16 protein-coding genes, 1 tRNA gene and 1 pseudogene are annotated in these 12,732 nt (G+C 59.6%); 10 read left to right on the top strand and 8 right to left on the bottom strand.

Going from position 1 to position 12,732, the window contains the following annotated elements; genetic code table 11:
- Positions 1–134: 134 nt before the first annotated feature.
- Positions 135–821 (bottom strand): TerC family protein, encoded by a 687-nt coding sequence (locus tag EN807_RS21670; RefSeq protein WP_135936602.1) that lies wholly within the window; start codon positions 819–821, stop codon positions 135–137.
- 490 nt (positions 822–1,311) lie between these two features.
- Here EN807_RS21670 and EN807_RS21665 point away from each other — a divergent pair, with 490 nt between their 5' ends.
- The 6 genes from EN807_RS21665 (at position 1,312) to EN807_RS21640 (ending at position 4,934) form a co-directional block, all read left to right on the top strand.
- On the top strand, positions 1,312–2,109 hold the full coding sequence (locus EN807_RS21665; protein WP_135936601.1) for a helix-turn-helix domain-containing protein: 798 nt from the start codon (positions 1,312–1,314) through the stop codon (positions 2,107–2,109).
- A 68-nt stretch (positions 2,110–2,177) separates the two neighbouring features.
- The gene (locus EN807_RS21660; RefSeq protein WP_135936600.1) at positions 2,178–2,576 is read left to right on the top strand and encodes an SRPBCC family protein; all 399 of its coding nucleotides are present in this window, start codon (positions 2,178–2,180) and stop codon (positions 2,574–2,576) included.
- Between the two features lie 29 nt (positions 2,577–2,605).
- Positions 2,606–2,962 carry a VOC family protein gene (locus EN807_RS21655; protein WP_135936599.1) on the top strand — a complete coding sequence of 119 codons (357 nt, stop codon included), beginning with the start codon at positions 2,606–2,608 and terminating at the stop codon, positions 2,960–2,962.
- Positions 2,963–3,322: 360 nt separating this feature from the next.
- A complete protein-coding gene (locus tag EN807_RS21650) occupies positions 3,323–3,808 on the top strand; it encodes a hypothetical protein (RefSeq protein ID WP_145972445.1) in 486 nt (161 codons plus the stop codon).
- On the top strand, positions 3,805–4,398 hold the full coding sequence (locus tag EN807_RS21645; protein ID WP_135936597.1) for a hypothetical protein: 594 nt from the start codon (positions 3,805–3,807) through the stop codon (positions 4,396–4,398). The genes EN807_RS21650 and EN807_RS21645 overlap by 4 nt, the downstream gene beginning before the upstream one ends.
- Positions 4,374–4,934 carry a hypothetical protein gene (locus tag EN807_RS21640; RefSeq protein WP_135936596.1) on the top strand — a complete coding sequence of 187 codons (561 nt, stop codon included), beginning with the start codon at positions 4,374–4,376 and terminating at the stop codon, positions 4,932–4,934. The genes EN807_RS21645 and EN807_RS21640 overlap by 25 nt, the downstream gene beginning before the upstream one ends.
- Here the strand turns inward: EN807_RS21640 and EN807_RS21635 are convergent.
- Complete coding sequence (locus EN807_RS21635) at positions 4,915–6,066, bottom strand: hypothetical protein (protein ID WP_246684262.1); 1,152 nt, start codon at positions 6,064–6,066, stop codon at positions 4,915–4,917. The two genes, EN807_RS21640 and EN807_RS21635, sit on opposite strands and share 20 nt — an antisense overlap.
- 586 nt (positions 6,067–6,652) lie before the next feature.
- Here EN807_RS21635 and EN807_RS21630 point away from each other — a divergent pair.
- Positions 6,653–7,261 carry a DUF3011 domain-containing protein gene (locus tag EN807_RS21630; RefSeq protein ID WP_135936594.1) on the top strand — a complete coding sequence of 203 codons (609 nt, stop codon included), beginning with the start codon at positions 6,653–6,655 and terminating at the stop codon, positions 7,259–7,261.
- Positions 7,262–7,480: 219 nt separating this feature from the next.
- Here EN807_RS21630 and EN807_RS21625 read toward each other — a convergent pair.
- Positions 7,481–7,570 (bottom strand) — tRNA-Ser (locus EN807_RS21625).
- 73 nt (positions 7,571–7,643) lie between these two features.
- Entirely contained in the window at positions 7,644–8,003 is a 360-nt protein-coding gene (locus EN807_RS21620; protein ID WP_210239994.1) for a site-specific integrase, read from the bottom strand.
- 5 nt (positions 8,004–8,008) lie between these two features.
- Between EN807_RS21620 and EN807_RS21615 the strand changes: the two are divergent.
- Positions 8,009–8,305: pseudogene (locus EN807_RS21615) on the top strand (hypothetical protein); the annotation flags it as partial.
- Between the two features lie 398 nt (positions 8,306–8,703).
- Here EN807_RS21615 and EN807_RS21610 read toward each other — a convergent pair.
- The 3 genes from EN807_RS21610 to EN807_RS21595 form a co-directional block, all read right to left on the bottom strand.
- Positions 8,704–9,378 carry an adenylate/guanylate cyclase domain-containing protein gene (locus tag EN807_RS21610; protein ID WP_127319660.1) on the bottom strand — a complete coding sequence of 225 codons (675 nt, stop codon included), beginning with the start codon at positions 9,376–9,378 and terminating at the stop codon, positions 8,704–8,706.
- Between the two features lie 237 nt (positions 9,379–9,615).
- On the bottom strand, positions 9,616–9,807 hold the full coding sequence (locus EN807_RS21605) for a hypothetical protein (protein ID WP_135936593.1): 192 nt from the start codon (positions 9,805–9,807) through the stop codon (positions 9,616–9,618).
- Between the two features lie 282 nt (positions 9,808–10,089).
- Entirely contained in the window at positions 10,090–10,374 is a 285-nt protein-coding gene (locus EN807_RS21595) for a hypothetical protein (protein WP_135936592.1), read from the bottom strand.
- Positions 10,375–10,632: 258 nt separating this feature from the next.
- Between EN807_RS21595 and EN807_RS21590 the strand changes: the two genes are divergently transcribed.
- Complete coding sequence (locus EN807_RS21590) at positions 10,633–10,965, top strand: GYD domain-containing protein (RefSeq protein ID WP_135936591.1); 333 nt, start codon at positions 10,633–10,635, stop codon at positions 10,963–10,965.
- A 378-nt stretch (positions 10,966–11,343) separates the two neighbouring features.
- Here EN807_RS21590 and EN807_RS21580 read toward each other — a convergent pair whose 3' ends face one another.
- Positions 11,344–12,015, bottom strand: coding sequence for a Crp/Fnr family transcriptional regulator (locus tag EN807_RS21580; RefSeq protein ID WP_135936590.1), 672 nt, complete (start codon positions 12,013–12,015; stop codon positions 11,344–11,346).
- 224 nt (positions 12,016–12,239) lie between these two features.
- Here EN807_RS21580 and EN807_RS35645 point away from each other — a divergent pair, with 224 nt between their 5' ends.
- Positions 12,240–12,401 (top strand): hypothetical protein, encoded by a 162-nt coding sequence (locus EN807_RS35645; RefSeq protein ID WP_189522532.1) that lies wholly within the window; start codon positions 12,240–12,242, stop codon positions 12,399–12,401.
- Positions 12,402–12,732: the final 331 nt, after the last annotated feature.

The following is a 12,732-nucleotide window of genomic DNA, read 5'->3' as shown; positions in this document are numbered from 1 at the left end:
GTCTCGATACATGTTGATCTTTAGAACTTTCGCAGAAGCTCAATTGCACGGCGCAATAGCATAGTTCCGCAATCAAGCAAACCGGGGAATGGCTTGGCGCCGCTCGGCGGGCCTGCACTGCTAAAGGGTCAGGTTCAATGACCGCCCGGTCCGAACCAAGGCGCCAGGAACGCAAACTGTTCGGGGAACTGCTGCACGGCACCATCCAGAAGCATCTTCACGGCGACGTAGAGAATGATCACGAGGCCGATATAGGCAATCCAGCGGTACTTATGCAGGAGGCGTGCGACAAACGAAGCGGCGAAGCCCATCAGCGCAATCGACAGCGCCAAGCCGATGATCAGGACCGTCGGATGGTCCATCGCCGCGCCTGCGACTGCAAGGACGTTGTCGAGAGACATCGAAACGTCGGCAATGACGATCTGCCAGGCTGCCTGAGCGAAGGTCTTGCGCGGTCCCTTGCCGCCGATCGTCCCGCTCTTGTCGTAATCGACATTCGACAACGATTCCGTCGCGTCATGTTCCTGCTCGTGGCTGACACGGAGTTCGCGCCACATCTTCCAGCACACCCAAAGCAGCAGCAGGCCGCCGGCGATGAGAAGAATGGGGCCGATTGTGAGGAGCCACTGGGTGATCAGTGCGAAGAAGATGCGAAGCACGGTGGCCGCCGCAATGCCGACGAGAATCGCCTTCCTGCGCTGGTCCGACGGCAGGCCTGCCGCGGCAAGGCCGATGACGATGGCATTGTCGCCGGCAAGCACAAGGTCGATGGCGATGACCTGGAGCAGAGCCGCGAGGCCAGCGGCGGTAAAAATTTCCATCAGCTGGAATTTCCTTGCTTGGTCGCCAATCGTTCGCGTGGGGTGCCCGAACGCCTAACGTGTATGGTTCCCGCACGTCAAGAGATGGCTTGAGAACAAGGCCGGCAAACCGCCTGAGCTGCCGTGATCAAGATGACCCCGAAACCAGAACGCAAATGGCGCCTTTGCAAGGAAAATCTGTCGAAATTGCTCATTCCAAGCAGTCCTCTGCAGGCATCGGGACGGTAAAAATGATGTCATGCGGCAATCGGTGCGGAATCGTGGGCTGGATGGCGCGAGCCGCGCATGCGCCAAGGTCGCGACTCCGCTCACGACCGCTCCACGATTGGTGGAATCCTCGACAATTGCCCAGTTCCGCCTGGCGTCGCAACCATGCAGTGCAGGGCTTGATCGAGAACGACAGCATGGGTTGAAGCACGCCGCCACCGCGATAGATTTCGGGGACCGAAGAGTACGATGCCTTAGAAAGTGTTCCTCGCAGGAGAGGCTCGTGACGTCTGACGACAACACACCCGTCCTTTCCGGGGCGCCCGTCCTTTCCGGAGCGATTGGGGAGTACCGCGAGTTCGATCCTCCGGCCGCACTCGAAAGGCATTTCCTGTGTGTCTGGTCAAATACATTGCGGCCGGACGCGGGGAGCTTATCGGCCGTGGTCCCCGACGGTTGCGTCGACATCATCTGGATCGACGGCGATCTGGTCGTAGCGGGCCCCGACGTGGCCGTTGCCCTCTCTACGCTGACACCCGGCTCTACTGTGATAGGCACCCGGTTCCGACCGGGGGCGGCAAGCCGATGGCTCGGCCTGCCGATGTCGGAGATCGTGGGCGGTCGCGTGGCACTCAGCCACTTCTGGGGAGCACTGGCGCGCGAAATCGCCCAGAGAATTGGCGATGCGTCCTCCACGACGGAGCGGATGCGGAAGATGCAGGCCGCATTCTCCTGCCTTGCGCCCGACGTCGAGCCGCCGCCTCCGGACATGGGATTTGCCTTCAACGCGCTGAAAACGGAATCCGCCGGTCCGGGCATGGCGGTGATCCTCGATCGGCTCGACGTCAGCCCGCGAACACTTCGCCGCCGCTGCCAGGTGGCTTTCGGCTATGGTCCGAAGACGCTCGACCGCATTCTCCGCTTCCAGCGGTTTTTGAACCTGGCGCGGCAGTCCGCCGAGCCGCGCCTTGTCGATCTTGCGTTCGAGGCGGGCTATTCGGACCAGGCGCATCTCACGCGCGAGGTGCGGCGCCTGTCGGGGTTCTCGCCCGCGATGGTTCTGCGACAGCTCGGCGCCTGAACTGGCCGTTTCGTTCAATACGCCACCGCCAACTCCGCCTAGTCTGCCTTCGTTGAAAGGAGGCAGATATGACGATCTACAAATCCCGCATCATCACCGTGTCCATCGACCGGGACTGGCGCGAAGTCTATGACTTCGCCTCAATCCCGGAGAATTTCCAGCGCTGGGCGGCAGGCCTCGGCCGGCGCTTCGAAAGATCGGGCGAGGAATGGACGGCTGAGGATCCCCACGGCCGGCCCATCCGCATCCGTTTCTCCCGGCCCAATGAATTCGGTGTCCTCGATCACGTCGTCTTTGCCGAGGGCAAGGAAACCCGCAATGCGGTGCGCGTGGTTCCCAACGGAACCGGCGCGGAGGTCATGTTCGTGCTCTTAAGGATGCCGGACATGACGGAGGAGATCTTCGCTGCCGACGCCGCGGCGGTAGCGCGCGACCTCAACACCCTGAAGGCAATGCTCGAACGCTGAGCTTCCCAAGATCACGAAAGGAGAAGATCATGGCCAAATCCAGCAACGACAAGCGCATCGACTATGTCGAGTTCTCCGTCGGCGACATCGCGCGCTCGCGCGACTTCTATGGCAAGGCCTTCGGCTGGTCCTTTAAGGACTACGGGCCGAGCTATTGCGAGTTCAACGATGGCCGCCTGACCGGCGGCTTCGCCCTCGGCGGCCAGAGCAAGGCGGCAGGCGGGCCGCTGGTGATCCTCTATGCCGACAAGCTCGACGAGACCCAGCGCCGCGTCGAGGCGGCCAGCGGGAAGATCGTCAAGCCCGCCTATTCCTTCCCGGGCGGCCGCCGCTTCCACTTCACCGATCCGGACGGCTACGAGCTGGCCGTGTGGTCGGAGAAGTGAGAAAGCAGAAAGGGGCGCCGAGCCGAGCCGGCACCTCTTTCGAATGGTCTGGGCGGCCGTCGGGGCTTAATGCCGCTCTTGGCGCCAGGAGCGGATATTGAATACTGACTGGGCGAGCTATCAAGGATTCGATTGCGCGGCTGGTATCTCTGTGCTGAACCACCTTAGAGATGCCAGCGCTGCTGTTGTAACAAAATTATTGTCCGATGGCGTAGCTCGCATCGTATAAGGCTGGCCTGAGGACCATCGCATACGGCGCCGCGCATGACGGAACTGACACGAACGACAATACGGCAAAGACTGTACGCTTTTTTGTTCGCTGGTCTGGGTGGACTGGCCGCATCGGCTATCTCGTTTTCGATGACACTCTACGAAGCTGCCCATCCACCAAAGGTGCCTGTTGTGCAAGCAGGCCAGCAGATCGATACCGGTCGCTGGTTCGTCACCTTGCGAACGGCACGTGTCGGAACCGTGCCGCCGACAGGCGTTCCCCCATCGCAGCCTGTGCAGCTTCTGATGGTGGATCTGGACGTGGTGAACCGTTCCGCCACCCCGAACAATGTGCTCTACCGCGTCGTTACGCTCAACGCCCCGGCGCAAAAGCTGCCGATGCCATCGGTTTATCTCGATCGCGACAAGTATCTGGCGGGATATTTCAACCCCAACATGTCGGAACGCGCGACGATGGCTTGGGAGTGGCCGGCCGGTGTGCCCGTGCCGGACAAGGTGACGATCACCGTTACCGGCCAAATCTACAAGTTGCGCGACAATCTCTACGGCGCAAGCGGGTGGTACGACCGCGATCCCGTTGCGACGGTCGATCTGCCAGTGGAGAAGGCGCCATGATGCGCACGGTGCGTTCGGTGCTTGCGCTGCTGTTCGCTGCGGCCGTGCTCTACGGCATGCAGCATACGCGTCCGCTCTACAGCGACATTACATCGCCGATCGTCTCTTCGGGCGGCATGAACAAGCGTGTGGAGGCTCGCGCGTTTGCGCTTTCGCTGGATAGCGCCAGGGTGGCGCGGGTTCTCAACGTCGAGACCTTCGGGAAGTCAAAGACCTACACGAGTTCCGGCGTATGGGTTGTGGTCGAAGGCGAGGCCGAGGCGAAGTTCGAAACCTTGGGACTCACATCGGGCGAGTGGCTGAGCGCCAGCGGCGTCCGTTATGTCCTCACCGACCGGGTGCCGGCGACGATCGAAATGATGCCGGGTAATGCCTACCAGCCCGGCCTGCCACGCCGTATCCTTCTGGTGTTCGAGGTGCCGGAGGACGCCGTCGCTGGCGGGACCGTGGTGGTCGCACGCACAAAATTGCTGCCGCTCGACGATGAGATCCGCATCGCCACGAACGTTTCAGGCACGGACATCGAGCCCGCGATCGCCATCCGCCGCAACGAGGAAGGACCGCCATGGACAGTTCTCCCGCAAAGGTGATGTCAACGCGGCGACGCTACTGGCTGAGCATGATGGCGCTGGTGGTTGCACTGCCCGCCGCGCTCGCCGCGCAAACGTGGGGAAGCATCAACGACTGGCGCTCCCAACATGTGCGTCAGCCGGTATCTGCGACCTTGGGGCAACCGATCGATTATGCCGGTGCCAGTTGGACCGTGACGCGCCTCACCAGACTGGCAGGCAGCGAGGGAAGCGCCGTCGTCCTTGCCGAATTCGAAGCCCTCGCTGCTGACCCGAAAGCGCTCGGCGCCGTTCCATGCAAGGTTCGACTTTCCGATGGAAGCGGTCGCGAATGGCAACCAACCCTATCTGCCGACCCTGTGATCAGAAAGCAGTATCCGGATGTAAGGAACCGGTCCCTGTGTGGCGGCACCGCATTCGCGGCGACGAACCCCGGCAAGCCGGCACGGATGGCTGCCAGCTTTTTGATCCCACCTGCGGCGAGCAGCCTCACACTATCGATCGCCCTCTACTCGGCGCTGCCGAATTATCTCAGCGTCAGCGAGCCGCGGACCTGACGCCACGCACTTCGCCAGCCATGACGACTGAAGTCTCGAGCACTGCTGCAAGCAGCGCGACCCGGACCGCGTCGAGCAGGATTCCTCCGTCGAGTTCGCTTGGGCTGCCGATGAACAGGCTGATGGTGTCGGCGAAGATCTGCCAGGTTGCGAGATCATGCGCTCCGATCAGTCTTGTCAGGCCATACCACATCCAGGCGCCGATCCAGGAGATGGCCTGATAGGCGATGACGAAGGTGACAAGCGTCGCAAGGCCGGCACTGAGCGTCAGCTTGAGGCAAGTCCAAACCGGCGAGTAGCGGCTGCGATAGCCGCCAACGAAATGGGTCGCGAAATCCTTCAGCCACTTCTGCCATGAGGTCGTGCGCGATAGCGCAGGACCGGGAGCGGCCGGCGCGGAAAGCTCATAGCCGTTAATGATCGCCGCCATCACCAGCCAGACAATCGGCAGCAACGCGAAAAAGAAAAGATTCTGAAGCTGCACTCCGAAGGGAAGCGGCCGGAATTCCACGGGAACGAACTGGCCGGCCGCAACCGCCCGACTTACCGGCGCAAGCAAATCGAGGCTGAGCTGTTGCAGCGCGGCGCCTGCACCAAGCCAGCGGATGAACTGGTCTTTCCATTCGCCGAGCGCGTAGAGACCGATGAAGACCCAAGTTGCGTCCGTCGCCACGATCAGCAGCCGCCAGTAGGGGTGAGAGGCGCGCGCATTCAGTCGCTTGGCGGCAAAACGCACCAGCCAGCAAATGACGATCGACAGTACCACGCCGCTCGACTGAAGAATGGCGAAGATGTCGACGCTCTTGCCGAGTTCGGCCTGGGCCAGCGCCATGCGCGAATACTCGCGGACCGTATCGCCGAGGAAACCCCAGGCGGCATAGTATGCGAAGAACGGCAGGATCGCGGCCGCGGTAATCGCCAGGATCGGCTCGCGCTTTTTTTCGTCCGCTCCGTTTTTCGGCTTTTGTCTCAGTGCCGCCACCGCCGGCAGATGCGGCCGGAGCACCACGAACATCATGACCAGCACCGTCAGCTTGGCGAGAATCACCAGCGACAGCATGACCATTCCGCCCAGCGGGAATTGGAGGCCGATCGTCACGGCGCCCTGAAGCAGCAGATCACGAGCGATCACGCCAAGGCAGCCAACAAGCAATAGCTGCGGCCAGCACTGGACAAGCAACCGCGCGGTTGCTGCAAGAGGCCGGTATATGTCGTCAATCGCCGTGGTCATCGCGTCAGGTGGCTTTCGTGCTCCGGTCCTGGACGTTCGCCAGACGGTCCTTCTCTATTCCTGCAGTTGCGATCAAACTCAAACCACTTGGGTTTGAATTTGATCGCAGGTACGCAAGTTTACCTCATCCGCCTCGCCGGGCTTGACCCGAGGGGCCTGTCCCAAATCCGTGAACCAAGATTCGGAGGCTACCAGCTTTCGAGAGTCCGGCCGGCAGCCTCTCTTGCAGGGCCTTTGTAGCAACGCCGGCCATTAGATTTTGTTGCCGCAGGCTTCGGAATCAAGACCTGTTCGCTGTGGCTAATATAAGCCGTTCGAAAGACAATTCATTCAATGACGATTTAGCTTTGAGATAACATGATTTTAATCATGAAGCTACATACATCTTGCATCGTCTGAGTTATCTTCCGCTAAGCTGTTGACGCCGGCCCGATACGATCCGGATCATTACGATCAACGCTTGAGGGCAATGCAGGAGGTACTTGATATGTTCAGATACGTGGCTTTAGCGGCTGTCGCGTTTGCGGCGCCCCTGCTCGTTTCGGAGGCCCGGGCGCAGTCGACCGTCGAGTGCCACTCTAGGCACTACCAGTACGACGAGTGTTTCGCCGGCCCTTTGAAGCAACCGCAGTTGATTCATCAGATATCGAGCAACGCCTGCATCCTCAATCGTACCTGGGGTTATAATCCGAAGAGCAAGTACATCTGGGTCGCCCAGGGATGCCAAGGGGTTTTCGCCGATGTTGCCGGCTATCACCACGGTCGCGGGGACACATTCGATCCCAATGCGCGAATGTATGATCATCGGGGACATGACGTAGGTGCTGTGGTTGGCGGAGCCATATTAGGCGCGCTCGTCGAAGGGATGGCCGAAGACGCGAACCGGAAGCATCATCACAGGACCAGCAATTATCGGCCAGACGACGGCTACAATGGTTGCCATGGCGTCGGCTGCATGGTCGACGACCCGGATAGCGCTGTCGACAACACTCCCCAGTTCGACAAGGAGGGTGAACCCAACTTTGACGAGCACGGCAACTATCAGGGTTGTCATGGCGCCGGCTGCCTCGTCGACGATCCCGGAGATGAAGAATAATCCCTGCGTCAGGTTACTGGAAACACCGCTCATCTCGCCACGTTGGCAATTTTCTGGAGGCGACGAAGCCGGATGAGTTGGCGTTGCTCGGCCGAGAGCACTGAACACCGCTCTTGTTCCCAAGTTTAAGGGGCAGGGTCAGAAGCGAAAGCAATCTGTGCGCGGAATTGAACGTAGGTATGCTGGTATTGTAGATTATCCAGCGATATCAATGGCATGTGGCGGAGGGAGTGGGATTCGAACCCACGGTGGGCTTGCACCCACGCCGGTTTTCAAGACCGGTGCCTTAAACCGCTCGGCCATCCCTCCAAGTAGTTGAGTTAAAGTGGCTTTCTGCCTCTTTGCGGTTTGCTCAAAAGGCCGTCTGCTACGCGATTTGCAACTATTTGGCTTTTCGTTCGCTGCTTATAGCCGCCTGCAACGCGGCGTCAACTTGCTCTGCGGCGTCAGCCTGCATTCCCGGCATAACATGGGAATAAAGGTCCAACGTGATGCCAATGCTCGAATGGCCAAGTCGCTCGCTGGCAACCTTCGGATGGACACCGGCCGAAAGCATCTGAGAGGCATGGGTATGCCGAAGATCATGGAAGCGGATGCGGGGCAGGGTGGTTTTCCCGAGAACGCGAACCCATTCGTGGGTAAGCGACCTTGGCTGCAAGGGTGCGCCGTCGACCTGGGCAACGACGAAGCTGTTACCATCGGGGCGAAGGCCAAGACGAAGCTGTTCCTCTGCCTGGCACACTCGATGTCGGCGGTGCTGCCGGCGGCATCATTGGCGCCCTTACGGAATCGGGCGTGCCCGAAAGCGATGCGCATGTTTATGCAGAAGGCGTCCGACGTGGCGGGACTTTGGTTACGGCTAGAGTTGCGGACGAGCTTGCGCGGAGCGCCGAGCAAATCCTCAGTCAATCAAGGTCGGTCGACTTAGCCGAGCGCCGCAGGGACTACGAGGCGGGGGGCTGGACCGGGTTTGACCCCGATGCAGACGATTATACCGCCGATGAAATCGAGCGCGACCGCGCGCGCGACGTCAATCGAATCTGACCAAGTGGCCCCGCCTGCGCAGTAAGCGGGGCCAGCTCGCTGTAGCTACCCTCAATCCCTGAGAGGTGGGTTCTCTGCGCATCACTACAGCCAAAATCGCGAGGGCCGGTCCCGCGGTCGGCACATCTCAATGTCGGTTTCTGTCTCAGAAGGCGGCATGACCCGATCGTGGCCAATGTTCGGAGAATGGCAATGTCTGCAGCTGTTCGATCGCGCGAATGGAAGCTATGGCGAGAAATCGGCGATATAGCCATGATCGATGTTGATTCTATGATGGATTGGACGGACTGAGAAAAACGAACAAAAATGAATGCTTAAGAGAATTTCGCTTGGTGATGCAGTACCGAATGAAATAAGGGCGAAGCTGCCGACCGAAATAACAGCTGCCGTGGCTGCTGTCATCGAGCCAACGGATAGGTCTGCGGCGATTTGCGATATGCTTCTTCGCAAAGGGGCGAACAAAACCACGGCCCTTGTGGGACAGCCCGTCGATAGGATGTATACGGAGCATGCATCTTGCACACCGGATCGATCCAGGCCGGATCAGGCGACGGAGCAAGCTCGATCTCATAAAGAGGGACTTCGCCAGCTACCGATCGCAGGGCCACTTTTCCGAGATCTCGGACTAGAATGCCTCTGGCAGCAGCGGCATCGGCAACAGGTTGCGTCGTAAGCAATTGACCGGGGGATGCAAGCGCAGCAATGCGTGATGCTACGTTGACGGTCGACCCAAATAGATCGCCTGCCCTGCGGACGACAGGCCCGTGGTTCAGCGCGGCCCGCGTCAGCGGCAGGCGCGGTTCTTTTCTGCACGCCTGCAACAGCGCTCCAAGTGCCGGGATCGCGACTTCCGGCTCGGAAAACGAGAGCATTGCCTCGTCACCGATCCATTTGATCGGAGGTCCGTAACCACTAAGCGCCTCGCGGACCATGCTCTCGAAAATCTCGAGCACATCGATTGCGGCTGCATCTCCATAAACGTCCGCGATGGCGCTAAAGCCTGCAAGATCGATGAATGCAACCGTAGCCGAAGCGCTGGCGGAGCTCTGCGTCTGGCTCGTATCCCTGTCCATGCGAAGTTATTTAAGGCCTGTCGCGCTGTTTGGCGAATCTCAAACGCTACCGTCAAGGCTCCAGAACGTAGGTACGCGACGCCGCTGGCCTCTCCTTCGAGCGAAACTAGAAATGTGTTTGCCGTCTGTTTCGTTAGACTCCTACGGGAACACTTTGGCGTCGCAAAGTGTTTGCCGAGTGGCGAAGGCGAGGCGTCTATCTCGACCTCAGTGTGCGCAAGCTTGCAGCATCCTTTCTCAAGGCCGGTCGTTAGTCCTGCCAAGCGCGGCGGCAAGTACGGGCGCGCGCGCAAGGATTCCACGGGACCTCTTTGTCAGCCGGTGGTTCTGCTCGATGAGTTCCTCAGTTTCTTTGATGCGGATGAGGCTTTGCCGGGCCCTCTCATCGAGCTGCTTAACCAGCTTTTTGGCGTCGTTGATGTGTTGCATGGTGATGCCACCTTCAAAAGCGTTCGCCCGCGATTCAAACCCGCGAGGCTGGGAACCGTTCCCTAGGCATCGCGTATGTGCGTCTAGCGGGCATAGTTCGGCGTAACAAATCGCCTTCTACCAAAGCCAGAGGCAGACCTTTTGAACCTTTTGAGTGTTCGCCTTAGAGCCTTTGCGGCAGGGTCTTTGCCGTCATCAACGATGTCGTCGGCTTCTTCGCCTGTCGCAATACGCATGACGCGGACAGCATTGCCGATCACATCGGCGGGGCGCTTCTGGCCTTTAGGTCCGGTGGGCATTTCGGCTACATCCCAATTCTTCGAGCGTGAGGTGCTTTGGTGATATGGGGCGCGCTTCCACAAGCCGGACAGAAGAATGTGCATCGCGCACGGCAGCTACTGCATCTCTGGCACCACTAACGGGAACGTCATAAAGTGCCGCCGATGCTCCTTCATATTCTGAGATTTGGAACCAGCCTGCATTGAAGCGCGTCTTGGCAGGCTCCATCGTCTCGAACACCTTAAAGTCGCCAATCTCGCCCTTGACAACCAGCCGCACCACAAACATGCCTTTCACCTCCATGCTTTCCGCTAAGCATATAGGCGCTTTCGCCTATGCCAACGTCATCCTCGACCACAACAACCGGGCGCTGCTCGACACGTAGGGCGCGTTCATTGCGTCGGCTGGGGGAAAGACTTGGAACCCAGAATTGCGCTCCTAGCGCCGCCTACGCGTCGGCTTATATCTCGCGGCAAACGCCAAGATTTGAGATATTGTGTCTTCGGCAGATCACCCGATCTGCCCGATTATGGAGGAGAATGCCCCATGCCATTATTCATAATCACAGGGTGCTATTCAGCCACGTCAGCGAAGGGAATGATTGACAAGCCATCGGACAGAGAAGCGGCGGCTCGTGGCATAATGGAAGCAGCAGGCGGGAGAATGCATTCTTTCTACGTCACGACCGGCGAAACCGACTGGATGGTAATTGCGGAATTCGCCGACGGTGCTGACCTGATCCCCGCACTTCTCGTCGTCGGCGCATCGGGAGCAGTATCGAATGTCAAATCCGTGCGGGCATACTCGGGCGCGGAATTCAAAGCTGCCCAAGAGAAGGCGGGCAAAATCGCATCTTCCTACAAACCCCCGGCAAAATAAGCAGACCACTGGTTGAGATATCTCTGGCAGCGGAGCGAACCTCCGCTGCCACAGGAATATGCCCGAGGTTAAGAACGGCCTCGATGACCGACCGTCTTTCGTCCACCAAATCGGCGTAGGTCGAGCTGACGAAGATTTGGTATTTAACGTCCATGCGGCCTCACCCTTCGATCCGCCCTTGTAAGTCTGCAAGCAGGCTGGGGATAACGTTCCGTGCCCGCATCAAGAAGCCGAGTCATGATTCTTGCAAGGGGTGAAGCGATCAAAGCCCGACCCGCGCGCTGGCACGCTAGGTTGCCCGGTTTGCCGGAATGAATAATCACTTGCGGCCGAGGGGTATGAAACGTGCGGTGCCCCCCGCCGCAGCGACAGCCTTCGCTATTCCTTCTTGTCGACCAGCGCCCGTAGTGCCGAGACGTCATGCAGCAATAACCTGCTGCCGCGCTTTTCGATCAGGCCTCTCTTGGCGAGGTCGCTCATTTCGCGTGAGACCGCTTCCCTGTGCGTGCTCATCGTTGCCGCCAGCTCGGAATGCGTCGGTGCCGGGCTTATGGACACCTCGCCGTCCACGAGTGCGGCTTTCTCCGCCCGATGCAGGAGCTCGACGATCAGCCGTTTTCGCACGACCAGAGTGCTGTATTCGAATACCCGCTCGGTCATGCGCCGGAGCTGGGCAGACAGATGCTCAAGCAGCATCCAGGCGAAAGTCGGGTGGGTCATCACGATATCCCGGAATGCTGTGCCGGACAGCCGTGCAGCGCGGGTTGCCTCCAGCGCGACTACGCTGGCAGAGCGTGCAATCCCGTCAATGCCTCCGAGCTCCCCGAAAATGTCACCCGGTTCGACATCGCGATACGCTATCTCCCTGCCGTCCGCTGAAACCAGTGTCACGCGAGCCCGTCCTTCCAGCAGGAAGAAGACATCGCGACCAGTGTCGCCGTGGGAAATGATTAGCTCGTTGTGTCGATAGCTGCGCTCGTGCCACCGTTTGGTCAGCGCGGCGAGGTCGGCATCGCAAAGTCTTGAGAGGAAGGCCAGAGAGCCTGTCACAACGGTCTCTTGTTCAATCAAGTGTACTTCACCTTACTCCCTATCCAAGGAAATTTGATGGCCGCAGGCCCCGCTTTCCGGGATGCAAACTGGGAGCGGATTTTGCCAATGTTTTCCCCGGTGTGGGAATTCCCACAGCCGAGCCTGGTTCGACTGTCATATCCTTGTTGCAACGTCAGGCCCGCCGGCTCGTGTGCAAGCCGGCGAAGGGAAAGGGAACAGTCATGAAATTCTTGGCTCCCGTCACAAAACTTGCTGCGGAGTTTCGCAAATTCGTCGCGCCGCGCTACCGCCCGGAGCTTTATTACATGCGTGGCCCGGGGCCAGCCACCGCCCGCCGTATGGGCACGCCGCGGCAAAACCAATCCATCGACCACTACGCCTAACTTGCCTCGCGGACGGCTGACGCTCTCGCCCGGAGTGCCGTTCGCGCCGTTCCGTACCGGTCAATTCAGATCAATGAAGGGACGATCTGATCATGGTTATAATTCATGCTGTCGCCATTGGTCCATTTCGCAGGTGGTTACGCCTCCGCGCCGAGCGAAAAGCTCTCTTGTCGGCAACGGACCAGTTGAGCCGTTTACCCGATGACGTTCTTGGCGACATCGGCATCTCACGTGACGAAATCATGTGCGCTTTGCGAAGCCGCGCCATCCGTCATGCGGAGGCAGGCGCGGCCGGCACGACGATCGAGCGCACCAGGATCGCTTCGGCCTC

Origin of the sequence: Mesorhizobium sp. M5C.F.Ca.ET.164.01.1.1 (genome assembly GCF_004792125.1) — a bacterium.
Lineage (GTDB): Bacteria > Pseudomonadota > Alphaproteobacteria > Rhizobiales > Rhizobiaceae > Mesorhizobium > Mesorhizobium wenxiniae.
The sequence above is the reverse complement of the archived record's forward strand: the minus strand, read 5'-3'. Positions and strand labels throughout refer to the sequence as shown.